We start from the raw sequence: 23,328 nt of genomic DNA on the forward strand, positions 1-23,328 counted from the left end.
TGTTAACGAAAACAGGTGGGTCAATTTTACTCGCTCATAACCCACCTAAGTGGGTCAATTTCGCATGCCGATTCACACTGAAACCCATGCGGGCGGAGAAAGACAGGATGTCTGGAACTCTGGGCGAAAGCGAGAAATACGCGCGGGTGCGCACCGGCGCACTTGTCATAATTGCTTTTGCAGTGGTGCTGTTTCTGTTGGTTCAGGCGCGGTTCCTTCTGATCTCCTTAGCGGTGGCAATTATCCTGTTTTCGCTGACCTCGGATGTGATTCGACTGATCGCGCGGCAACGCATCGGTCGCTTCGGCGTCCCCAACTGGCTCGCCTCGATCACCGCCCTTTTGCTCATTTCGACAGCGCTCCTGCTATTGTCCTCCATCCTTTTGGCGCAACTCAACACAGTTCTGAGCACAACGCTTTCCTATGCCGCGCGAGCTCCTTCGGCGGTGGCCTCACTGTTCGCCTGGATGGGTGAGGATGTGGAGCGGGCGGTCCTCGGCTCACTGAACAGCTTCGAACTATCGAACTACGTGCGCACGGCTGCCGGGCAGGCAGGCAACCTGATGCAAGGCACGGTTCTGGTTATCCTTTTCGTCGGTTTTTTGTTCGCCGAGCGAATCTGGTTTGACACCAAGATGTCGAATTTCTTCAGCGACCAGACCCAGGCCGAGCGTGCAAATAAAATCATCATCTCAATCATCCACCGGGTAAACTATTACTTGCTCGTCAAGACTGCGGTGAGCTTGATTACCGGTGCAATGATCTACGCGGTGGCGATATTTTTTGGCATCGAGCTCGCGATGTCTCTAGGGATTCTAACGTTCATTCTGAACTACATCCCAAACATAGGCTCAATTATTGCGACTGGAATGGTGGCGCTTGTAGGGTATGTCGAAACTGGCGACGCCACTACTACAGCTCTGCTGTTCGTGATTACCGGCGCTATCCAGTTTATGAACGGAAATGTGATCGATCCCTGGATGATGGGCCGGGCGCTACGCTTGTCCTCATTCGGGATCATCATGAGCCTCGCCTTCTGGGGAGCTGTCTGGGGGATCCCCGGCATGTTTTTGTCGGTGCCGATCATGGTCATGCTTTTGGTGATTTGCAGCCACATTCCGAGCCTGCGTCAGGTCGCAGTTCTACTCTCGCGCGAGGGGCTTCCCGAGGGCGAGCGCGAGCTCGATCGGCTTAACGAAGAGATCGAAAGCCGAAAGGCAATGTAATGTTTTCGTATTGTCAAACAGGTCGATCCGCTCTCGTTGGCTCGAATGGCCAATTTGAGGAAAAGGCATAGGCGTTGCAAAGTTTGCTTTGTGGCCGTTGCGGATATTAATACCGAACGCAGACTGCCGCAAAATGGGCTCCTTCCGGCCCCTCTCTGAGATTTGGATGACTAGTCTGCTTCCAAACCGGCATGTACAAGAACGTGCTATTCTGGCTGCCACAGAGCCAGATCACCCAACGCTGCCTCCAGACGCTGTCGTGCCGTCGCTGCGTCTCCGTCGATCCACATGGCCCGCTGCCAGCCACGCCCTCGACCGGCACGTTTATAGGCAGCCGATTTAAGGCACATTTCCCTATAAGAACTATTCATAGGGTTTTGTGCCTTAAATCCTCCCCTCTCGAATGCCATCTTCGCCTGATGCCCGTTCTTGAAGAGCTGTGAATGCAACGCCGCCGCGTCTGCCGGACTATCAACCGCCACACCAGCAAGCAGCATCCGCTGCAGCACATCCGGACGCTCGACGTCCCAGGTCGTCAGTCGATCGTAAACCAACGGCAATACGACGTCCGACAGGACATGGACCTCAAGCGGGTTTTGTATAGTCCGGTTTACCCCACGCCCCCGACCGATCACCTGTATAAGTTCATCATCACAGATGGCAGCACGCAGGGTTTCGGCAAGTTCGTCTTCGTGCCGGAGAACACCAAGGCTGCGGTTCTGGCCCGAACGCATCCGGATGCCTGCCACATCACGCCGGTACCGGCCTTGGGGTACGTGGCCAAAATAGGCCCCGGTGAGTGCTTCCAGTTCCTGGCTGGGTGGCAGGGGCCGACCGATGCTGATCAGCAGGCCGACATCGTTGTAGCAGTCGAGCCCGGCAATTGCGTTGAAGTGCGCCACCTCCACGTTGGGAATATCTGCGAACGCGGCTTCGATTGATTTGTAGGTTACCACCAACACGCGGCCCGGAAAGACCCGGCGCGCGTGCCACTGAACGTACTCCACACATTCCTGCAAGCGGTTGGCGCGGCGCGCGGCTTCCTCTGGCACAAGGCCGGACGCGGGGCACAACATCGACTTACCGAAGCTGCCGCTCACCATCCGAACCTGCATGTGCGGTGCCGCGACATCAATCAGATCGGCCTCAAGATCGGGCAGAATCCTTTGCACGATAGCTGGCCGCATCGTCGCATCCAGATGCAGAACCGGTTTACCTCGTAAACTTTCGTGCAACCCACGAACCCGTCGCAGGGTCACTTCGTGGCGGCCGGATGCATCTGGCTCCTTGATCAGCAACTGTCCTGAGGCTTCGTTGCTGCTCGCGAGGAGATTTGCGAGGGATTGCCAGAGTGCTGCCAGCAGCAGGATTCGCGCATTTCCCGCTGCGATGCGGAAGGCGTTTCGACGCTCAGCGGTAGGCATCCCAGGGTACAGCTTTGCGTCCCGCAGGCGCCAGCGTTCAAGCTGGGCTGCACGCTGGCAATCATCAACGGTCAGATCGGCTTCCTGCAGGGCCGTCCGCGAGACAGGACCCGGACCGTTCGCGACCAAGGCCGCTGCCACTTTGCCGCGGAAAACCATCAGGTCCGCCATGGCACCGACTGGCCCCCGCCCGATCTGATCGCCGCCCATTCCCGCGATCAATTCATCCGGAATATTCTCGACGAAGACACCACTCAGTTGCTCCAGCGCCCGGGCCCAGCAGCCTTCGTCAACCATCAGCAGCGCCACGTCGTCTCGCTCGAATGCCAGCCCGGAGAACAAGGCATCATAGGGTGCGACAACGACGTCGGCCGCCGCGACATCGCGAAGATTCCGCTGCTTGAGGCAGCCGTCAAAGAACTGGCATTTCGCACCGTTCGCTCCTGAACAGGCGCTTTCGCGCACCTTCTGCGCTGACGCGAGCGCAGCCCTTACAGCATCGAGATCACGGCACATCGGGGCTCCGCTGATCGGGTCGTTGCGCTCGTAGCCACGCAGAACCGCAACATTTGCCCCGGCGGCCTGCCATGACGCCGCTGTTTCTTCGGCGAGGGCGTGGGAGGCTGTGAACACCAGAATGCGGTGCGGCAGCCCCTGAGCCCTAAGATCCGCCGCCAGCGAGATCAGGTTGTCACGAGCGACCCGCGATTTCCCCAGCCCGACTGTCGCACGGATCCCGAGGGCTGGCAGACGATCCCCGCCACCTTGATGCCAAACCTGCACCTGCTCACAAAAGGTATGCAGCAGGGCCGCAAGCTGCGCACGTCCATCCTCGACCGAGAGCGTCGGTGCTTCATACTCTGGTTCCTGTGTGGTCGTGTCCCGAGGCGGCAACCGCCCGTCACGCGCCAACCGCAGCTTGTCCTGCACCTTGCGGGCTGCATCCGAGAAATCGTAGGCGCGCGCGCCATCCTGCTTCGGACGGGAAAGATCAGAACTGCCGGCGAACCGCTGCCACACCTGCACAGCGAGTTGGTTGACATCTGGAACATCTCCGGCTTCCAGCACGTCCTGCACAGCGTGGAAGGCAATCTGGCTCAGCCAGGCATCGCGCCCGTCTGTGATCCGTCCCTGCGCATCGCGCACCGGATCACCTGAACCCGCAGCTTTCCGGCGCCTTCCTGCACCGCTGCTTGCGTTCAGCTGGTGGTCAGTCGGCCCGATCTCAGCCAGGAACGCCGCGGCCGCCGTCTGGTCGATCACCGGAAGATCCGATAGCGGGACCTCCAGAGGGGTTTCGCCCAGCGGCCATGAATATTGCCTGCCGGTGCCCGGATGGAGACCGAAGGCCACAAACTGCTGCCCGAGCCCGAGTATTTCGACTTGCCCCGCTTTCATCTTGGTGAACGGAGTATCGGTCCGATAGAGCAAGAGGTGCTTTGGCCAGCGCCCCACTCGGACGAGCGTTTCGCCAAATCGCTCCATGGCGAGTGTCTGTGCCGCATGGGCCCGGTCCGGACCGAGGATATCGATGTCGATGCCGATCAGGTGACCAGTTCTCAGGCCCACGCCGCAGGAGCTATGGCGCACCCGCCAGGTCTCGATTGCAGCCTCATCTATCACCACGCTGGTCCAGCGGCTCAGCGCGGGCGCCTTCTGGCCCGGTTTGACCGGGATGGGTTCATAGCCGTTGTCGAGCAGTTGCTCTGCGGCGTTGGAAAATGTGATTTTGCCAGCGCCTTCGGGGCGGCCAGCGGCCACCCTCGTGTCTGTTTGATTGTCCTGTGGGTGACGTTTCTGGCACCCCGCGCCCATGGCTTACGGCTGGGTCAGATGCGCGGCTTCCCACGCCAGCACATCGCTCATGCGATACCGGATCGAGCCGCCGATGGTGATCCAGGCGGGGCCAAAGCGCTGCGCCCGCCAACGCTCCAGCGTGCGACCGCTCACGCGCCAGCGCGCGGCGAGTTCGCGTTGCGTGAGGTGGACGCTGCTATCACAGAACATTGCCAACCTCCCCTACACTCCGGTCGACCGGGCGACGGAACACCATGTAGAGCGGCTGGCCGTCCTGCGTGCGCCCGCCATCCTCGATCAGGTAACTGCGGCCTTCCTCCAGCAGCATGCCGAAATCCCAAGCCCCAAAGAGCCCGGGGAGTCGCTCGTAATCGTCGTCAATATCCCGGGTGGTCATTGATCTGCTCCCTTCCTCGGATGCCGGAATGGCGTCCTTGAATAGAGAAAGCCGCCTGCCCCGCAGGTTTGGGACAACTCACAGATCATTTTGCTGCCTCAGGCGTGTGAGCGCCCGCTGGCAGCGCTTGCGCGCGGCCTCGTGGCTGATGCCAAGCTGACTGGCCGCCTCTTTTTGCGTGAACCCCGCGATGTGGACGGCCACAAGCATAGCCCCGTCCTCACCAACCGCCGCCTGCGCTGCCGAGAGGATCATGTCCGGTCTGTCGGTCTCGGGCTGAACCAATGTATGCCCGACCGTTCCCAAATCGATCGAAAGCCGTGCTGCCTGCTCGTCGCTAATATAAAGGCGCCGCAAATCACGCTCGAGATTGCGCAGGAGCGTGGCGGCAACACGGGTGATCCGATCCAGCCGTGCGCGCCTGATCCCGATTGTCAGACCGCTGAGCAGGTCTGCGTCAAGCGTCCCGTTCCGACAGAGAGGCCATAGGCGTCGACGTACTACGCATAGGCCCGGCCAAAGCGCCAGGAGCAGAAGTTCAACTGCCAAGTCGCCCTCCCGATCCTTGCCGCCAGCCACCCGCAAGAGATGGCTCAGAACGCAGTTTTTGGCTTCAGTGTCCTCTGCGGGCGCGTGAAGCCAATCCATCAACTGCGATGGGTCGCGGAACGCCTTGCATTGATTGCCCGACGGAAACAGAGACGAGAAGGAAGTCAGTGCGGAATGCCGGTTCACGGACCGGACAAGTTGCGCGTGCAGCGCAGACCAGGTGGAAGACAACAGACGCCAGCCTTTCGGCCGGGCGTCTCGCGCCTCCTAATGGCCAGGGCTGGGCGTCGCGCGCCTCTTAGGTTGAAAATGAAGGATTGATGGGCAGCCATTGGCTGCCCATTTCAGTGAAGCTCAGGTTTCGTTGAGAGTGCCGCAACTGCGGCAGACCGCGCTGACCGGACGCGGCGCGCGATATTTGTGGCCGCGTGCAAACTGCACCAGCACCACAGCACCATGCCTGCGGCCAAGCAGCTTTCCGCAGCATGTGCAGCGCCAGTCCAAACCGTATCCGGGCGCGCTTGAAGAGTTTCGGTATTGTAAATGTTTCGGCATTTTTCGCCTCCTGATGACAGATGGCGAATAATTAAATCCGATTGCGGTAGACGGTCCCCGGGCAAACTCTAGATAAACTCTAGATCAGCCCTCCGCATCCGTGATCAGGTCGCGAACACCGGACGCAAGACGCCAATAGCGGTTGCTGGACCCATGGCGGATATATGTCCCGATCACGATGTCCCGCATTTTTGGCGAAAACAACTGTCCCGGGTGGCCCGAACCCATTCCTTCCATGAGAACCTTGGTGAAAACTTCCCTTGATCCATCCGTCGCTGCAGTCACCAGACGCTCAAAGAACAGGAGCTGATAGGCACTTGTCAGATTGAGAGGATCGGCACCTGGTATTACAAGCACACCGGCATGCGGGCCGTGACGGATGACTTGAGCAACCTGAGCGCACGCGACCAGCGTTCGCCCTGCCCCAAACTGGCGCTGAAGCTCTTTTTCATCGATACAAACGGCGTGGCCATCGAGGGATATTACATCCGCCAACCTCACTACGACATTCGGGCCAAGGTATTTTGGTGACTTTTCGCTGACCGAAAGAACGAGACCCGGCCCCGATTTGTGCTTTTGGCGCAGAGCAATATCGAGTTGGTCCAACACCCTGGTATCGTCGAGCCCGCGCACGAGGTAGAAAGGCACGCGCTCGTCAGCAAGGTCGACCTTTCCCAAGCTTGCCAGATAACCATCCTCGATCTGCAAGGACGTCGACCCGAGGACGCCGCCTAGGGTCTTCAGAATCCTTTCGCCCAACCAGCGACGGTTGAGACGGTAGGTGATGGCCTGTGCCTCAGGGATGACGCCTCGCGGTTCCCCAAATCCCCCCCGCTGTCTCAGCGTGCCCTTTTCCGGCCCAGTTGTCAGCTCGCCCTCAGTTGTGCCGTTGTCTTCATCGTCAATCAAAACCAGCACCTGACGAGACTTGCGCTCCAGAAAGCCGGTCTCGATCAGCGGGTTTGGATCGACATTGGCCGCGCTGAGGAAGTTGCCTGAAACCTCATCACCGGGCAGATCGTAAAGGGAGAGAAGAAACCGGAACCAATTCGCTTCTTCATGTTCAGCAAGCGGACGAAGCTGGCTCATCAGCCCCCAATGCGACAGCAACCTAAAGCCTAGGTCACGCAGGAAGGGATCTCTCTGGCTTTGAACGTTGGAAGTGTTACCGCCGGACACTTGCAATCGCAGTGTCCCCTTCTTGCCGTCATCACGCCGCACAAAATCGACTGCTATCACGATCTTCGTAAAACCGAACTTGCGAACGAGTCTGTTTCCTCCACGGATGTAATCCGTCATCGCCTGTTCGATATCTTCATCTTTCGTGACCTTCAGGTTCAGTCGACGTCCCCAATGTCCCAGTGGCATTTCAGCTTCGACGACAGTAGCACCGGTGACTTCGACGGCCTCAAGGTCGGGTAGGTCCAGATTGAAGGATCCCCGGAACCGATCCAGATTGAAATCCCGACGGGTAAGCGGTTTCGCTGACAGATCATGTTGCAAGACAATTTCGGCGAAGGCTTCGGCAACGATTGTTCTTACCTCGAAGCTCTCGGCACAGACCTCGATCTTTTTCTGACCCGGCGTAAAGATGAGAATGGCTTCACGAGACGGTCGATAATAATACGTCTGCAAGCCACCGTCTATGCGGTGATCCTGGATACTCGACAGGGCTCCGGGGTGGCGAAAGGCGATAAGCAACGATGGAGGATAGTCAGCAGTTTCTGGCAGTTCGAGCACAGAGGCGGTCGCTTTGGCCTTGAGTTCGAGGATGTCTTCAAGCTTCTCGCAGAGAGTTTTCACATCTGGGCGCAGTTGGCCGACTGCGGCCAAGTCATCCTGATCGATCTCGAATGCGGCATAGAGTTTACGGTGATCGCGGTACCGACGTGCAGCGTGAAAACTTTCCGCATCCCGAAAAACATCCGGAAATTCGCTATGGACCCAGATACTTCGGCACAGTGGATCGGGGGCATCGACAAATCGGTCGTGATCCGTGTTCAGGAGTTTTTCTGCGGTCACGGTATCCAGTGAGGTGACCCCTTTGCCTTCGCTAAGCTCAAGGACGCTGGCGCATAACCGGTCGAGCTCGGCAAGTATTTCCTGATCACAGTCATGCAAGTATAACTTCAGCAAGTCCTTCGCCGCTGCGTCAGTTTCGGCTCCAGAGATATCCGGTGGCTGCAGAAGATCTTCATCGGGTGCTTTGCAACTGGCCAGAAACAGTTGCAGATAATGCGCAGAGGCAGCTTCGATGACTTGAGAGAGATTTCTGCCGAACCGAGCTTTTCGGGACACCACTACAGCCTCCACATGTGTCATCTGACAATTCAATCATCCCTAAAGGTTGTCAATCTCGCAAAATTTATATTCGCCGGGGGTGTCCCAATCCTGAATAGCGATCGGCTTTTCGATCTTGAAAGAAAGTTTTTCAGGAAGGAGCCGACGATGCACGGGATTGCGCATACCGGACCAAACCCGCTGAACCCGATCCATATGAAGCCTCTTGAGAGGCGCGCAGAACTGTGCGGGTTGCTGGCGCTTGGCCTTATCCGCCTTCGTATGAGAGACACAATACAAGTATCTGATGGAAATGGAGAAAGTTCCCTACACTACCCGCCCGACCAGAGCGTTCATGCAACTCCAACTCAGAGGAGAACCGCATGACCAAACCCGATCCCATTCCCGCCCGCCTAGCCGCGCTCAAGACAACATCTACACCGGACCTGAAGCAGCAATGGCGTGAACTGTTCGATAGCGAGCCACCGCCATTCAATCGTCGCTACCTCGAGAGCCGCCTCGCGTACCGCATTCAGGAACTGGCTTATGGTGGCCTGAAGCTGGAAACGGTGAAAAGGCTGGAGGCTCTTGGCGAACAGCTGGACGGTGGCGATCGCAAGAAGAGCCGCATCCGCGCTGACCTGACGCCGATCGTCGGCACGCGCCTGATCCGCGAATGGCAAGGCGTGGAGCACCTTATCACAGTCACCACGGACGGGTTCGAATGGCAGGGCCGCCCCTACAAATCGCTGTCGGCCATTGCCCGTGCCATCACCGGCACGCGCTGGAACGGCTGGGTGTTCTTCGGCCTGAAAAACCATCGGAGGGGCGCATGACCAAACCCATCGTCAGAAAGTTGCGCTGCGCTGTTTACACCCGGAAATCCTCCGAAGAAGGACTCGAGCAAGAATTCAACTCGCTCGACGCCCAACGGGAGGCCTGCGAGGCGTATATCGCAAGCCAGCGGTCAGAGGGCTGGGTACTGGTCCGCGATCAATATGATGATGGCGGCATTTCTGGCGGCACGCTGGAACGACCCGGCCTGAAACGGCTGCTGGACGATGTCGAAGACGGGCTGGTTGATGTGGTTGTCGTGTACAAAATCGACCGCCTGTCGCGGTCGCTGATGGATTTTTCCAAACTGGTCGAAGTCTTTGACCGGAATGGCGTGACCTTCGTTTCTGTCACTCAGTCGTTCAACACCACCACCTCCATGGGGCGGTTGACGCTGAATATCCTGCTCTCCTTCGCCCAATTCGAGCGAGAAGTGACGGCCGAGCGCATCCGCGATAAATTTGCCGCCAGTCGCAAGAAAGGCATGTGGATGGGCGGCGTGCCACCGCTGGGCTACGAGGTGAAGGACCGAAAGCTGGTCATCAAGGAGGCCGATGCCGCCAATGTCCGCTGGGTATTCAACCGGTTCCTCGAGATCGGGTCCTGCACGGAGCTGGCCCGCAAGGTCGCCAAGCGCGGCATCCGCACGCCCCGCGGCAACCGGATCGACAAGAAGTACCTCTACCGCCTTCTGAACAATCGCGCCTATATTGGCGAGGCCGTACACAAGGGCGACAGTTATCCCGGCGAGCACGATGGCATCATCGACAAAGAAGTCTGGGACAAAGTCCACGCCATCCTGAGCGAAAGCCCTCGCAAGCGCGCTGCGCGCACCCGCGCCGACACGCCTGCGCTGTTGAAAGGGCTGCTCTACGGCCCCGACGGGGCGGCCTTCTCGCCGACCCACACCCGCAAGGGCGGCAAGCTCTACCGATACTATGTCAGCCAGTCAGTGCTAAAGCACGGTGCAGGATCATGCCCGGTCGGACGGGTCCCCGCTGGTAAAATCGAGGCTGCTGTCATCGACCAACTTCGCGCCGTGTTCCGCCAACCCGAGATTGTTGCAGGCACATGGAAAGCGACACATGCACAGGACGGCGAGATCACCGAGGCCGACGCGCGTGACGCGCTGATCCGCCTTGATCCGCTCTGGGATGAATTGTTCCCGGCGGAACAAGCGCGGATCGCGGCTCTGCTGATCGAGCGGATCGACGTCGGCACCGATGGCCTGAATGTTCGCCTCCGCATGGACGGTCTGACCGGGCTGGCGCGCGAAATGATGGCCGATCTCGGGACGGCAGCATGACCCGCGCGAAACCAGTGCCGGAATCGGTGACGGTCCACATCCCGTTCCGCCTCGTTAAGCGCGGCGGCCGGAAGGAGATGCAGCTGCCGGACGGGGCATCCAGCCACCGAAAGATGGACAACACGTTGGTTAAAGCGCTGGCGCGGGCGTTTCGCTGGAAAAGGATGTTGGAGGCGGGTGAGTTCGCGACCATCGCCGAACTGGCTGAACACGAGGGGATCGCAGCATCGTACATGACGCGCGTCATGCGGCTCACGCTGCTTGCGCCCGATATCGTAGAAGCGATCCTGAATGGGACGCACGGGTCGGATGTGACGCTTGCGCGATTGCTGGCGCCGCTTCCGGAAGGATGGGATGAACAGTATGGTGTACTAGCTACACAGATGTGAATCTGACATTTAAAGACATGCACGACTCATACTACTCGGCACCCGCCTCCAACTTCTTAAGTTCTTCAGACGAAAGCGTCTTGGGTGAACTTGCCCGATCGCATCACCATGCGCTTGAGCACGAACAGCGTTCGGCTTGGATCAAGCAGATTGAAATCCTGAAACGCGTGCTGGCCAGCGCCCGCGATTCGCACGTATTCTTTGAGTTTTCCATTCCCCGCATGGGGAAACGGGCCGACGCGGTTGTTCTTCGCAACGGCGTCGTGTTTGTGGTCGAGTTCAAGGTCAACGCGGAGTCCTTCGATCGCGCCGCGATCGAGCAGGTCCACGACTATGCCCTCGACTTGAAGAACTTCCATCTGGGCAGCCAGACCTTGCCGGTCATCCCTGTACTTGTCGCGACCCGCGCCCAGGCACCCTCGACGCAGACACGCTGGGCTGCCGACCTTGTAGCCACACCTATTTTGACGGGCCCAAAGGGCCTAGCCGACGTGCTGGCCTTAAAGCGGCCGCTTGCAGCCAGCCAGGACAATATTGACGTCTCTGCCTGGCGCGCATCAGGCTACCGCCCAACCCCTACGATCATTGAGGCCGCAGAAGCGCTCTATCGAAGTCACGCTGTCGACGAGATCTCGCGCTCGGACGCCGGAGCGAAGAATTTGCAGGCCACTGCAGGTCGGATCGCTGAGGTGATTGAAGTGTCAAAGCGCGACCGGCTTAAATCGATCTGCTTCATCACCGGCGTACCTGGCGCCGGGAAGACGTTGGCTGGGCTAAACATCGCCGCCACACGTGCTGAGCGCCATGAAGACGAGCACGCGGTTTTTCTATCCGGGAATGGCCCTCTAGTTGACGTTCTGCGAGAGGCGCTGGCCCGCGACCAGAACAGACGCGAGAGTATCGCACTCGGCGAGGCCAGGAGGCGGGTTAGAACTTTCATACAGAATATTCATCACTTTCGCGACTATTACCTGAATCGGTCCGAAGTTCCTTTCGAGAAAGTTGTGGTTTTCGACGAAGCGCAGCGGGCTTGGACAGCCAGCCAGGCGACGAAGTTTATGCAGGCCCGCGGCCATGATGGCTTCGACAAGTCCGAACCTGAATTCCTGATCAGCGTTATGGACAGACATACGGATTGGTGCACGGTTATCTGCCTGATTGGAGGCGGGCAAGAGATCAACACTGGCGAAGCAGGCCTCGTCGAATGGCTGACGGCCCTCAAGAAAAAGTTTCCCGCTTGGCGGGTGCACGCGTCCTCACTGCTTGAGGATCGGCACTACACCGCGTCCCCAGAGGCCAAGGCTATGCTGGAGGAAACGTGCATCGCGAAGCATCCGGATCTACACTTGTCGGTTTCGATGCGGTCGTTCCGTGCCGAGCAGCTATCGACGTTCGTAGGACAGGTGCTCGACGGGGACGCCCCTGGCGCAAGGGACTCGTTGGCCGCCATTGGAAATCGCTATCCGATTGTCGTCTCCCGTGACCTGGCGCGAGTCCGCGATTGGCTGCGTAACAAAGCGCGGGGCAGCGAACGGTTTGGCCTTGTCGCTTCCTCTGGGGGTTACCGTCTCCGACCTGCGGGCATCCATGTGAAGGCGAAGATCGAACCGGCCACCTGGTTCCTCAACGATCGGTTCGACGTCCGCTCATCATACTACCTCGAGGAAGTCGCCACCCAGTTCGACATACAGGGCCTGGAGCTCGATTGGACTGGTGTCTGCTGGGACGCTGATCTCCGTTGGATAGATAACATCTGGCAGTTCCATGCCTTCAAGGGGACCAAATGGCAGCAAGTTCGCGACGAAACGAAGCGGCTGTACCTGCTTAATGCCTATCGCGTACTTTTGACACGGGCGCGGCAGGGCATGGCCATTTTTGTCCCCGAGGGAAATCAAGATGATCCGACGCGGCCGTCCGCCTTCTATGATGGAACTTACGAGTTCCTGCTCCGCTGTGGCGCGACCGACCTCGGATAGAGCGGTGACTGCAAAGACCCGCATTTTCTGCCATTCAATTGCAAAATACCCGAGACCAGGAATGACCCGTGGAAAATCCGCGACGTCGAACGTTGAAGAATCGGGCCCGTCGACGAGTCGACCTCGCAACTGTGCTTTGGCGGGTTACATTAATTTTGCTCGTGATCGGATTGCTTGGCTTCAAAATCGCTGAGCGATTTTCAAAGCATCTTCCGGCGTCGGTGCTCTCAGATGTCAGCGCGCACATCATCTTGGACCTGTCGCGGTTCTGGGATTTGGCGAGTGGGTGCGCCAAAGTCATCGTTTGGTAAAGAGGCTTGGGGCACATGATTATAGGTCGGCGTTGATCCAGTCCGTTGAGGTTGCATTCGAGGGGCGACTGCGGTTTCTAAGAGCAGTTACCGTATGTGGATTTTTGACGATGTCTTTTTCTCCAGAACGCACCATGCTGATAAAGGCGCGGATTCAGGAAAGGCTGGAATCTGGAACACTGAATGATTGGGAGACCAAGTTCCTAACGGATATGAAGGCGCGGTTTACAGCCAATGGCGGGCGGACTCGATTGAGTGATCCGCAATACCGCAAGCTCGTAGCTCTGTTGAAACTTTCTCCCGAAAACAGGACGGAATGCGACGGGTCTGGCGTGCGCGCAGAAGGTGTCCGAGCGCCTTCGGGTGCGAAAAATACCTCCACTAGGAGGAAACGTCGCACTTCCGCACCCGTCAACCGCACACCCTCGAAACCACGCGCTAGGCGTTCTCGCGCCTCTTCCAATCCAATCAAGGCGTACTATGGAATGAAGCGAGATCTGCGGAAAGCCGGCACGCTGGTAATGCTTATAGTGGGTATTTTGGGCACTTTCGGGTCGCTATTTTCCGAAGGTGAGCCGGGTGCACCACCGCCCAAGTACCAGACGCCTTCTCAGACATTCCAACCAAAGGTGAAGGACGCAAGTACTGCAACTTTGTATGTCACCGGGAGCAGAGTGAACCAACGATCTGGACCAAGCACAGGCAACAGCGTCATGGGCACGCTCAAGAAAGGGACTGCCGTTAAAAAAGTTGGTGCTCAGGGCGACTGGATCCAGATCGCGTCCCCATTGGGAACCGGCTGGATGTCTTCCCGCTATTTGAGCTCACAGACACCTACGTCTGTTTCCAAGGCTAGGCACGGCGGACGCATCGTAAAAGCAAGTGAAATTGAAGTGATCGATGGCGATACGGTGGTTGTCATAGGTGAACGCGCGAACGTTCGATTGGTGGGCTTCAATACGCCTGAAACCTACAAGCCATCCTGCAGCGCCGAACGTGACGCAGGTCGGCGCGCCAAGCAGAGATTAAGTAAACTACTACGTTCAGCGAATGTGATTGAGTTTGCTGCAGTACGTTGCTCGTGTCGTCCAGGCACACATGGCACCCAACAGTGTAATTTCGGGCGCCAGTGTGGGTCGCTCTATGTTGATGGCACGGATGTTGGGCGTATCTTGATTTCCGAAGCCCTCGCCGATCCTTATGTTTGTGGCCCTACGAGTTGTCCACGACGTCAAAACAGCTGGTGTCAATAGCGACCTTTGCAATTCTGCTGGCAATAGCTCACTGCCTCAAGCGTGAATGGCCGCTTCTGGCGCGCGCCGGGCGTGGTCAGAAACAATATGATAAATTTCTATTTCTTAGATCACAAAAATGTGCCTGTAACGCTATTGCAATTGCATAGCCAAATCCCGGTTTCGTGAACCGGTCATTTCCATCAGGCATAGGGCGAGGTTCCATCGGATGAAATCGTCATTCAAATCTACGCGCTCAGGGCGGCAGACCCGGTTGCGCGCGCGGATCCATGCGCGCTGTTCCTCTAACACGACCGCGCCCAATTTCACCCGCGCGGCGCTGTAGAGCCCGCCAAGGCGGCCGTCGGCATCCGCCAAAGCCGGAAACGCGCAGATCACCTCTGCGGCCGGATCGAGATCACCGCCGCAGTCAAAGCTGGGACCCTTGATTTCACTTGCCCAACTAGGCAACCACTCGGGAAACGCGATATCCAGTTGCGGCGGTCCGGACCAACTGCCCGCCGCACCAAGCAAAAGATATCGGTTGATCGGGTAACCTTTTTCGAAATCGAGAACACGAACCTCAATCAGGTCGGCACCCCGGCCATGAACATAGGTACCGTCACTGTCAGGAAAGTGGATATCCTCGTTGAATGTGCGTGCATACCACCGACCGTCGTCACCGCGGTACGCGCTACACTGGATTCCACCGAGACCTGACAGCAACCCTTCGGTGAAAAACGCTTCTGGATCATTGCCCGGCACCAAACGCCGGACAGTGGTGACGCTGGTTATCTTTTCTGAGATAACTTCCGGAAAACGGCCTTGCGCGAACTTCGTGGAAGCGACGGTCCAAGTTCCATCTGGAGAAAGATCCGGATCGCTAAGTGATTCCACAGATGAAGCAAGGCCGATCTGCATAGTACGTCCGGCATTTGCCCGCACCAAAAAGCTACATGCGGCGCTCGCACCGGCCCCCGTAATCTCTCTCGGGTATTGCAAGGAGGATGTCAGAACGTTGGCTTTGATCTGTGTCGCCCCGATGTAGCTATCAACCAGGACAAACCGGTCCTCTATCGGTCGCGTATCACCGACGTAACTGCTTTTCGTAAGCATCCTAAACACGAAATCGGGTGAGATTTGCCAATCCGAAATCCGGCTCGTGATTTCGGTGATCGCGGCTTGCGCCTGACCGTAGAAGCTCTGCGCCATCTGCTGGGTGAGGTCGTCCGTCATTGCCGTACCAGCAGGAATCTGAATTGCCGTGGGGATTTCAGAGAACGGTGCATGGAACCCGAGCACGCCGTCCACGTGAATGTACCGGCTTGGCCAACTGGGGATTCCACGCATGACGATTGCGCTGCCACCCAGGAACGCGATCCCGCAGGACGACAGGCAACGGTCCCCCGGCCCGATGAGCGTGGTTGCCGCAAGCCCGGCTATCGCGTCCGCCATCGCAAGGCCTTCGTAGAAATCACCGCCATCACTGTTGAACGAAACGACAATGTCCTTGAACATGTCGACGTTCCAATCGGGCTTTTCCTGCCGTAGCATTTCCCCGACTTTGTCCGCGTCCCCCGGCTCGATCCGACCTTCGACGCGCAAATGCGGCATCGTGGCAAAGGATTTGACGTCACCCGCCGCCGTAGGGTCCCCGATGGTCTCGGCCGGATAGACGTATTCGAACTCGGCCTTTATCGGATCCGCCCAGTAGATATCGGCCGCCAGCAAGGGCGCCGCCTTCAAGGCGCAAGTCATGAGTGCCGGAATCAGCCTTGAAGCCATCGGAAGCACGTTCCTTCCTCCACATATTCCTCGAGGGCGATCCCGAGGCCACCGTTGCCCAATGTGGCGCGGGTTTCGTCTATGAGCGGGCCGTAAAGTTCATGAAAGCTTGTGGCGTATTCGCAAATCGATTGATTGGTTGTTTCCGGATCGCACTGGGCAAACATGCCGAAAATTTCCAGATTGAACGGGGGCTCCGCGCAAATTGCTAAGCGGTCTAGGCTGTCGGTTATCTCTGCAATTGCGAGCCGAAGCTCTTTTTGGCCGGTAGGGTCTAACTCGCCGACGATCGTGTTCTCGATGAACGCCTGTATGGGAGCGCTGGTCGCGCCATAGCCGGCTTCCTGCAAAAGACGCACGTCGTCCCAATGGGAATACCACCGGTCGTTGAGAAAGCGCCGGTTCTTGCCGAGTTGGCCTTGACTGAACTCCTGCACCAGCGACATCGCGGTATCGACGTGTCGGTCGGTCCGATTGAGCGAGAGTTCGAACACAGCGTAGGCACCTGCAAGGATAAGCGCGATGAATTGAGCCGTCTCAACGTTGACGAGACGCTTGAGGGAGCGCCTAGAGGTCGATTCCCGCTGGGTCTGCTCCAGCTTTTTATCGCCCGCATTCATTCAATCTGAGCTCCGCCACCTTGTCCTCGACGTCACCCGAAGCTCCTTTCCATGTGAAGCTTGTGCTTTCTTTGGCGTCCACCACATCCTCGAACCTGTCGCGAACGCATGCGATCTGGACCCGCGAAAGAACGACGACCACCGCCTTCATATTGGTCGGAAGGTTGCCGAGCCCCGGCAGATCCCGCATCTGCTTTTCGCTGAAACGGATGACGCTGTCTTGCAATGAGTTCAAGGTACTGCCGGAACTGATCTGTCCTGGAGCCGGTTTGATAACGTTGTCCTCGCAAAAACCAATAAAAACAAGGCTCGGCCCATCACCAATCGCATCGAGATACATATCTGCTTTCTCTCGGAGGCACTCTGCTTGACTAAAGTAGAGTAATGGACCGTGTACTTCAGCTCCAACCGCAACATCCTGGGCGGCGGCAATCCCGGTCGCGACCCCGCCAAGGAGAAGCGCCGAAATGAATGCCCTGAGAAGCACTGAACAATCCCGCATAATCAAAGCATACCAAATAGTACAAGAATCTCAAAATTCAAAGTTGCTACGACTTACGTCGTACTGACCTTCGCGAGCGTTGCAGCGAACGACCGCTCTCCCCCACCCGATCCACCTGAGGTTATAGACGGCCCACAGGAGACATTCACCGGGCCTGTTCACGCCGCATTGCAGCTGCACCAGAACGGCCGTTCATGCAGTATGCAGCATTTTCGCCCATCGCGTGACAGCAGGTAGCTGCCGCTACAGGCCGCAGCACACTTTTCCCATAGTCAACGCCCAGTTCCCCGCGGCTTCCACCTTGGGAAGATTTCCAACGCGGGGCGACCGAGCACCAGGTTGCACATCCACGATGCGGTCCGGATCGGAAATTCTTCACCGAAGCCGAGATGCACGAACTCGAAACCGAGGGTCTGCAATTGCCCAATTCCACCGCACTCCACATTCAGCCAGATCAGTGGCATGATGGCACCAAGTGGGCGTGGGCTTTGGCTTTCTCCTGATCCACATCTGGTTCTATTTCACGGGCTATTGCCCAAGGGTCACGCCAAACGTCGCTTCACTGTGGCCGTCCAGTTGCGCCGGGCAAGCACCTGACCTTTCCACACCACGTCGAGCGACGTGGCCAGATGATAAATATTGGCCGTGCAATGGACCTGCAGCTGGGACACAACCTGCGCAGTTCCATCCGGTCGCTTCACCTCCATCCGGTGCGTGAACGCGGTCGTCGCGCTAACCGGGTCGTCGGGCCGAATTGCATGCTCGGCTGAGGTCTCAAAGGAAAAGGCCGTGTCGATGTCGCTGTAAAGGGTGGCGACCGCCGGCTGGTGCCAGCTCACAACAACGGCTCCATCGGCCTTCGTTTTGCACCAACGGCGCAGTGCTGGCGCCGAAAGCACGTAAATGTCATTCGTTGCCGCCATGGCCTGTGGCGCGGGAAAAGGTGCCGAAAGTGCCCGGGGGTCCTTGCCCAGAACCGGTAGCTCCAGATGCCCGGACAGAATTCGAAAATCCCCAAACCGTGGCGGCGTCCAGACAAGCGGCCAGTAAGACGAGCCGACCGACAGCCGGATCCGGTGCCCGGCCTTGAACCGATAGGCTCCGGTATGAAAGCGGATGCGCACGCGGTGCGGCCCGTCTCCCTGCGGCGTGTCCGGCGCATCCAACTCGTCGTTCAGCGCAAGGTTCCGGATCGATACCCCCACGCGCGACGAGGTGCCTTCGGGCGAAACGTCATTAAGCCGAAGACAAAGCTGGCTCCGCTCGACCTCGACCTCCACGACGAGTTCTACTTCAGCGCTGCCATACAGCAAAACATCTTGGTCGAGCGGTCCGGTCTCGAACACGAGCGCGCGGTCGTCGTCCTCGTTCTGCCTGAGTGGCAGCCCGCCATACCGGCCAAAATAACCTGTATCGCCGGAGGCCAGCCCATGCAGAAGGTTCGCCGGCACGTCCCAGCCGGTCTCATTGTCCGAAGACGCATCAGCGAGCATCCCGCCATCGCCAAGGTGCAGAGTCGTGACGGTGGCCTCATCCGACGGCGGGCCGCTCTCGATCCAACCGCCGTTGCGCATGTCCAGCACGTTCTGAGGCGAATCAAACTCCCGCAGCCAGACCCGCAGTTGCGGCCAGGGCGCATTGGTCGGCTCCGGCTTGAGCCAATGGTCCCACCATTCGAGTGCCACCTGCTGAAACCCGATGGCGGGCCCTGGGTGGCCCTGATCGGGGTAGTGGTGCCCCCAAGGCCCCACGATTCCCCACACCTTGTCCGGCCGGGCATCCACCAGCGACATGACAGAACTGGAATACCGGTCCGACCACCCACCGACAGTCAGTACCGGACAGCCGATCAGGTCGGCCTGATGCTTGATCGATCCGTGCCGCCAATACATGCCCCGAGCCTCTTCGCGCACCCAGCATTCCAGCGGGCTCTCCAACACCTCCAACCTGTCTTTCCAACGCTCGAACCAGTCCTCACCGCTCGCCGACGTCGGCGGAAGCGCAAGGATCGCAGGCAGTGTGGCTCCCCATTCGAACGTGTCCGTCAGAAGGCCACCGCCCATGTGGTGGATATCGTCCTCGTAGCGGTCATGGGTCGAACACACGGCGATGACCGCCTTAAGCGCCTCGGGGCAGTCGATACTTGCCTGAAGGCTGGCCGTTCCACCCCAGGATGTACCGAACATGCCGACCCGGCCGTTGCACCAGTCCTGCCCGGCAATCCATTCGATCAGGTGCCGTGCATCATCCAGCTCGGCATGCGCGTACATGTCCGGCATCTCACCTTCGCTGTCGCCCGATCCTCGCATGTCGACCCGCAAGCAGACATAGCCCCGGGCCGCGAACCACGGGTGATTGCGCTCATCCCGCGCCCGCACCATATCGGCCTTGCGGTAGGGGATATACTCGAAAATGGCCGGCGCCCCCTCGGGGGTAATCCCCGCGGGCATCCAGATCCGAGCCGAAAGGCGTATGCCGTCCGGCATCGGAATCCAGACATGTTCGAGGGATTTCACGCCGTCGGGCGCGGCTGGTTGTTCATTCATGTCGACAGGTCTTCACTTCTTTGCGGGGAATGGAGCGCGTGCCGCAAAGGCGGCGCACGCGGGGCTTTTAATCAGGCAAACCACCAGCGGCGCGGCAGGCGGCTGTCATCCATTCGGCGGCTCACCCCGACCGGGCCATGCGCGAGCTTTTCGGAATGCCCGATCAGGATATTGGCAAAGGCAAAGACAGCAGTGCCGCTTTCCTCCCAGAAGATGCGTTGCGCCTCGTGGTACATCTCGCGGCGATTAGCTTCCTCCGATTCGGCGCGGGCGGCGACCAACAAGTTGTCGAAAGTCTCGTTCCGAAACGCGCTCGAGTTCCAATCCGACTCCGAAGTGTAGGTCGAGCTCAGCATCCAGTCCACAGTCGGGCGCCCGTTCCAGTAGACCATGCACCACGGCATTTTGAGCCAGACATCCGACCAATATCCATCGGCCGGGCGGCGGTCGACTTTCACGTTCATGCCCGCACCGCCCATCGAGTTCTGCATCAACACCGCGGCATCCACCGCACCACCAAAGGCGCCGTCGCTGGCGGCCAGTGACAGGTCGATGTTTTCCAATCCGGCCTGCTTTAGGTGATAACGGGCTTTGTCCGGATCGTATTCACGCTGTTCAAGTTGATCGTTGTAAAACTGCTGCCCGCGACTGATCGGCAGGTCATTGCCGATGGTCCCATACCCGCTCAGCACCTTGTCGACGATCTCCTGCCGGTTGATGCCCCATTTCACTGCGCGCCGCAGCTCAGCGCTGGTAAACGGGTCCATGTCAGCGCGCATATCGCAGGTGAAATGTTGCGTGGCCGACACTTGCACCAGCTCAAAACCCGGCGCGTTGGCGAGACGCCCGGCCGTCTTGGTTTCGGGCGAACCGATGGCGTGCAGCGTGTTCGACAGAAGCCCCGACATCCGCGCGCCGGGATCGGAGATATTGAGGATTTCAACCTCGTCGAAATGCCCCTGATCGTCGCGATAAAAATTGGCAAACTTGCGCCCGAGATACTGGATGCCCGGTTGCCAGTCCTCCTTGACGTAAGGTCCGGTGCCGATGCCCCCCGACCAGTCGCCATTGCCTTCCTTGCCGATGATCATTGCGAATGACGAAAGGTGCGTCGGCAGGTCGAAATTGACCTCCTTTTGCTTGATGAGCACCGTGTCGGGCCCGTCGGCGCGCAGCTCCTCGAAATTCTGGACGATCTGTTGTGCCTCGGCGACGCGGTTGTTCTTGTCAAGCTGCTGCTTCAGCGACCACACGACATCCTCGGCGGTCAGCGTTTTACCATCGTGAAACTCCACCCCCTTGCGCAGCTTGATTGCCCAAGTGCCGTCGGGGTTGCCCTCCCAGCTTTCCGCAAGGCTGGGTTGCGGGGCCCCGTTTTCGTCGATCTCGGTCAGAGTGTCATAGCTCGACAAGATCGACAGCGTCGGGTGGTCGGCCCCGTTCATCTGCATGGGATTAAACGTGTCGGTTGTGGCCCCGCCATCGGCGGCCACCTTCAGCGTGCCGCCCTTTCTGGGCGTTGCTGCCTGCGCCTCAGTCCAGAGCGAGCCGGCCATCGCCGCCGAAAGCCCGGCATTGGCGGTCGTTCGCATGAAGTCGCGGCGCGATATTCCGATCTTGGTCCGGGCCGTCAGCCGCGCGAGTTTGTCATTTTCCATTTCTGTCTCTCCCGTTGATAGACGCCTGCGGCGCTTCTGATTGGCCTGCGGGGCAGCGAATCGCAGACTTACGAACCGATAATTCGCCTTTATCGAAATTTTGCAACTAAATTTCGTTTCAATAAGATTTGGTGGCGTATTATGCTCTAACAGACCGAGAACAGTGGAAGACGGCGCATGACAGGACAAACCAACGTTAAAGCCATGGCCAAAAGCCTTCTCGCAATGGGTTCGGAGGTCCGGCAGCTTCGCAAGGCCCGGCAGATGACGCTCAAGGACCTGAGCGAGACCAGCGGTGTCTCCCTCAGCCATCTCAGCACCATCGAACGCGGCATGTCTCAACCCTCGATAGAGGCGCTTAACGCCATCGCCGGCGCGCTTTCGGTGACACCCGACTGGTTCTTCGCCCGCCGCCCTGGCGCTGGACCAATGGAGCAGGCCTTTGTTGTCCGGGCGCAGAACCGCCGCAACCTGAATTCGCTCTACGGGCAGAACGCGCAACAGCTCGGTTACGCAGACACGCTGATCTCCAGTTCCATCGGCGGCAACTTCTACATGGGGCTTGCCGTGTACGAGCCCTTTTCCGAACGGCCCGACGACCCGCTGCAAAAGCACGAAGGCGAACAGCATGGCCTAATCCTTGAGGGCGAGCTTGAAATGCAGATCGGCGACGAGGTCATCACCCTGCGCGCCGGTGATAGCTACAGCTTTGATGCCCGCATCCCGCACCACGCCCGCAACAGAACCGACAAGAGCTGCAAACTGATCTGGGCCGTGTCACCCGTCGTCATTCCGAAGGATGTCCACCACCGCGACGAGGCCCGCAAAGAAAAGCTATAAACAACGAAAGGGACGTCTCACGAGTAATCGCACCTTACACTGATACTAAAAAATGCGATTGGCGTGGGGTCGCAGCATCTTGAGCAAGCGACGAAAGGCCGCTCCGGGCCGCTCGCTCCTCATAGCGCGGCCTCTCGCCCTGAACTTTGCAAAGGGCGCTTTCTGCGCACAGCCGACCTTGGTACGCAGCGCAGCATGAGGGCTTCGGTCTGCTACGGATTGAATGGCCGCTTCTGCAATTCTGGCACAGATCATTCGCAGATGCAGCTAAGTTCCGGTTTCCGCCCCTCATGTTGATGACGGATGCTTGAAATGAACGGCCCGTTCCGGACCTTCAACACATAGCCAGGCGCTGCGTCGCAGCTTCACCAGACCGGCCATTCGCTGCATACGCATTCTTGGAGGCAGGCGAGCGGCTTGGAGTGCGGACAAACTAGCCATCGGCCTTGGTGGGGCCAATGGCGGTTTTATTGAAGCGGGGGTCTCACAATATTCAAAGGTCAATTCGAAGGTGGGGTTGGCCATTGCTCGTTTTTGCCGCCGAATGCCCCTTGGGGCCAACGACGCCGCGAATACGTTTGCGCAAATTGGAGAATTGGTCAGATGTGACCACGTCAACGGCTTCGTCCAACTCCAGCCCGACCCGGAACCATCCGGGCCTGTCCATTGTGATAGAAATTACTGTCGCCTTAAAGGGCTGCGACAAGTAGGTGCCGTTGACTTTTTCACCGACGGCCCAGCCCTTGGGTGGCCCGTTTCCGATGGCTGCGGACATTGCGTTCCAATCGCGGAACCCATGTTGATGCGCGACCAGTTCAAGGGACTTGGCATGGCCAATCGGTGCTCCATCCTCGGTCATTTTTCCGCGCAGGTGTTTCGCTTGATCTTTTGCCTGCGCTATTGACGGAAGTTGCGTGTTCATTGCGCCTCGCCCTCCTCAGCGTGGAAGATACCCCATATCAACCCAGTGCTTTTGGCGGCGTGCCAAAGAACAACTGCGGTGAGAGCCAACATGATGGCCTCAGCCACTGGGCCTGCGTACCAGATGCCAATCTCACCAAACATAACAGGCATCATAAACGTCAGCGGGATCGCAAGGGC

18 protein-coding genes and 1 pseudogene are annotated in these 23,328 nt (G+C 58.6%); 7 read left to right on the top strand and 12 right to left on the bottom strand.

Features of this window, described 5'->3' with window-relative positions:
* Positions 1 to 107 precede the first annotated feature (107 nt).
* Complete coding sequence (locus O3306_RS21050; protein ID WP_442970032.1) at positions 108 to 1,226, top strand: AI-2E family transporter; 1,119 nt, start codon at positions 108 to 110, stop codon at positions 1,224 to 1,226.
* Between the two features lie 206 nt (positions 1,227 to 1,432).
* Here the strand turns inward: O3306_RS21050 and O3306_RS21055 are convergent, their stop codons facing one another.
* From O3306_RS21055 to O3306_RS21075, 5 genes are all read right to left on the bottom strand, one after another.
* Positions 1,433 to 4,411 (bottom strand): bifunctional DNA primase/polymerase, encoded by a 2,979-nt coding sequence (locus O3306_RS21055; protein WP_272011129.1) that lies wholly within the window; start codon positions 4,409 to 4,411, stop codon positions 1,433 to 1,435.
* 57 nt (positions 4,412 to 4,468) lie between these two features.
* Positions 4,469 to 4,657: a helix-turn-helix transcriptional regulator gene (locus O3306_RS21060; protein WP_272011131.1), complete on the bottom strand. Its 189-nt coding sequence runs from the start codon at positions 4,655 to 4,657 to the stop codon at positions 4,469 to 4,471.
* Positions 4,647 to 4,844, bottom strand: coding sequence for a hypothetical protein (locus O3306_RS21065; protein WP_272011134.1), 198 nt, complete (start codon positions 4,842 to 4,844; stop codon positions 4,647 to 4,649). The genes O3306_RS21060 and O3306_RS21065 overlap by 11 nt, the downstream gene beginning before the upstream one ends.
* 78 nt (positions 4,845 to 4,922) lie before the next feature.
* Positions 4,923 to 5,492 (bottom strand): sigma factor-like helix-turn-helix DNA-binding protein, encoded by a 570-nt coding sequence (locus O3306_RS21070; protein ID WP_272011137.1) that lies wholly within the window; start codon positions 5,490 to 5,492, stop codon positions 4,923 to 4,925.
* Between the two features lie 540 nt (positions 5,493 to 6,032).
* The gene (locus O3306_RS21075) at positions 6,033 to 8,270 is read right to left on the bottom strand and encodes a hypothetical protein (RefSeq protein WP_272011140.1); all 2,238 of its coding nucleotides are present in this window, start codon (positions 8,268 to 8,270) and stop codon (positions 6,033 to 6,035) included.
* A 341-nt stretch (positions 8,271 to 8,611) separates the two neighbouring features.
* Between O3306_RS21075 and O3306_RS21080 the strand changes: the two genes are divergently transcribed.
* From O3306_RS21080 to O3306_RS21100, 5 genes are all read left to right on the top strand, one after another.
* Positions 8,612 to 9,064 (top strand): DUF2924 domain-containing protein, encoded by a 453-nt coding sequence (locus tag O3306_RS21080; RefSeq protein WP_272011144.1) that lies wholly within the window; start codon positions 8,612 to 8,614, stop codon positions 9,062 to 9,064.
* Positions 9,061 to 10,368 carry a recombinase family protein gene (locus O3306_RS21085; RefSeq protein WP_272011147.1) on the top strand — a complete coding sequence of 436 codons (1,308 nt, stop codon included), beginning with the start codon at positions 9,061 to 9,063 and terminating at the stop codon, positions 10,366 to 10,368. The genes O3306_RS21080 and O3306_RS21085 overlap by 4 nt, the downstream gene beginning before the upstream one ends.
* The gene (locus O3306_RS21090; RefSeq protein ID WP_272011150.1) at positions 10,365 to 10,757 is read left to right on the top strand and encodes a hypothetical protein; all 393 of its coding nucleotides are present in this window, start codon (positions 10,365 to 10,367) and stop codon (positions 10,755 to 10,757) included. The genes O3306_RS21085 and O3306_RS21090 overlap by 4 nt, the downstream gene beginning before the upstream one ends.
* A gap of 80 nt (positions 10,758 to 10,837) precedes the next feature.
* On the top strand, positions 10,838 to 12,733 hold the full coding sequence (locus O3306_RS21095) for a DUF2075 domain-containing protein (protein WP_272011153.1): 1,896 nt from the start codon (positions 10,838 to 10,840) through the stop codon (positions 12,731 to 12,733).
* 796 nt (positions 12,734 to 13,529) lie between these two features.
* Entirely contained in the window at positions 13,530 to 14,297 is a 768-nt protein-coding gene (locus O3306_RS21100) for an SH3 domain-containing protein (protein WP_272011156.1), read from the top strand.
* Positions 14,298 to 14,429: 132 nt separating this feature from the next.
* Here the strand turns inward: O3306_RS21100 and O3306_RS21105 are convergent, their stop codons facing one another.
* The 5 genes from O3306_RS21105 to O3306_RS21125 all read right to left on the bottom strand — a co-directional run bounded on the left by O3306_RS21105 (position 14,430) and on the right by O3306_RS21125 (position 21,387).
* The gene (locus tag O3306_RS21105; RefSeq protein WP_272011159.1) at positions 14,430 to 16,061 is read right to left on the bottom strand and encodes a lysozyme inhibitor LprI family protein; all 1,632 of its coding nucleotides are present in this window, start codon (positions 16,059 to 16,061) and stop codon (positions 14,430 to 14,432) included.
* The gene (locus O3306_RS21110; protein ID WP_272011161.1) at positions 16,046 to 16,681 is read right to left on the bottom strand and encodes a hypothetical protein; all 636 of its coding nucleotides are present in this window, start codon (positions 16,679 to 16,681) and stop codon (positions 16,046 to 16,048) included. The genes O3306_RS21105 and O3306_RS21110 overlap by 16 nt, the downstream gene beginning before the upstream one ends.
* Entirely contained in the window at positions 16,665 to 17,168 is a 504-nt protein-coding gene (locus O3306_RS21115) for a hypothetical protein (RefSeq protein WP_272011163.1), read from the bottom strand. Before O3306_RS21115 ends, O3306_RS21110 begins: the two co-directional genes overlap by 17 nt.
* A 557-nt stretch (positions 17,169 to 17,725) precedes the next feature.
* Positions 17,726 to 19,729, bottom strand: a complete 2,004-nt coding sequence (locus O3306_RS21120) for a CocE/NonD family hydrolase (RefSeq protein WP_272011166.1) — start codon at positions 19,727 to 19,729, stop codon at positions 17,726 to 17,728.
* A gap of 71 nt (positions 19,730 to 19,800) precedes the next feature.
* The gene (locus O3306_RS21125) at positions 19,801 to 21,387 is read right to left on the bottom strand and encodes an ABC transporter substrate-binding protein (RefSeq protein ID WP_272011169.1); all 1,587 of its coding nucleotides are present in this window, start codon (positions 21,385 to 21,387) and stop codon (positions 19,801 to 19,803) included.
* A gap of 225 nt (positions 21,388 to 21,612) precedes the next feature.
* On the opposite strand from O3306_RS21125, the gene O3306_RS21130 reads away from it, so the two are divergent.
* The gene (locus O3306_RS21130; RefSeq protein WP_272011171.1) at positions 21,613 to 22,227 is read left to right on the top strand and encodes a helix-turn-helix domain-containing protein; all 615 of its coding nucleotides are present in this window, start codon (positions 21,613 to 21,615) and stop codon (positions 22,225 to 22,227) included.
* A 493-nt stretch (positions 22,228 to 22,720) separates the two neighbouring features.
* On the opposite strand, the gene O3306_RS21135 is transcribed toward O3306_RS21130, so the two are convergent.
* Together O3306_RS21135 and O3306_RS21140 are read right to left on the bottom strand one after the other, a co-directional pair.
* Complete coding sequence (locus tag O3306_RS21135) at positions 22,721 to 23,149, bottom strand: glyoxalase superfamily protein (protein ID WP_272011174.1); 429 nt, start codon at positions 23,147 to 23,149, stop codon at positions 22,721 to 22,723.
* Positions 23,146 to 23,328, bottom strand: a pseudogene (locus O3306_RS21140) (MATE family efflux transporter); the annotation flags it as partial. The gene O3306_RS21135 and the pseudogene O3306_RS21140, both read right to left, overlap by 4 nt.

The sequence above is a fragment of the Roseovarius sp. ZX-A-9 genome, assembly GCF_028369135.1.
Classification (GTDB): Bacteria; Pseudomonadota; Alphaproteobacteria; order Rhodobacterales; family Rhodobacteraceae; genus Roseovarius.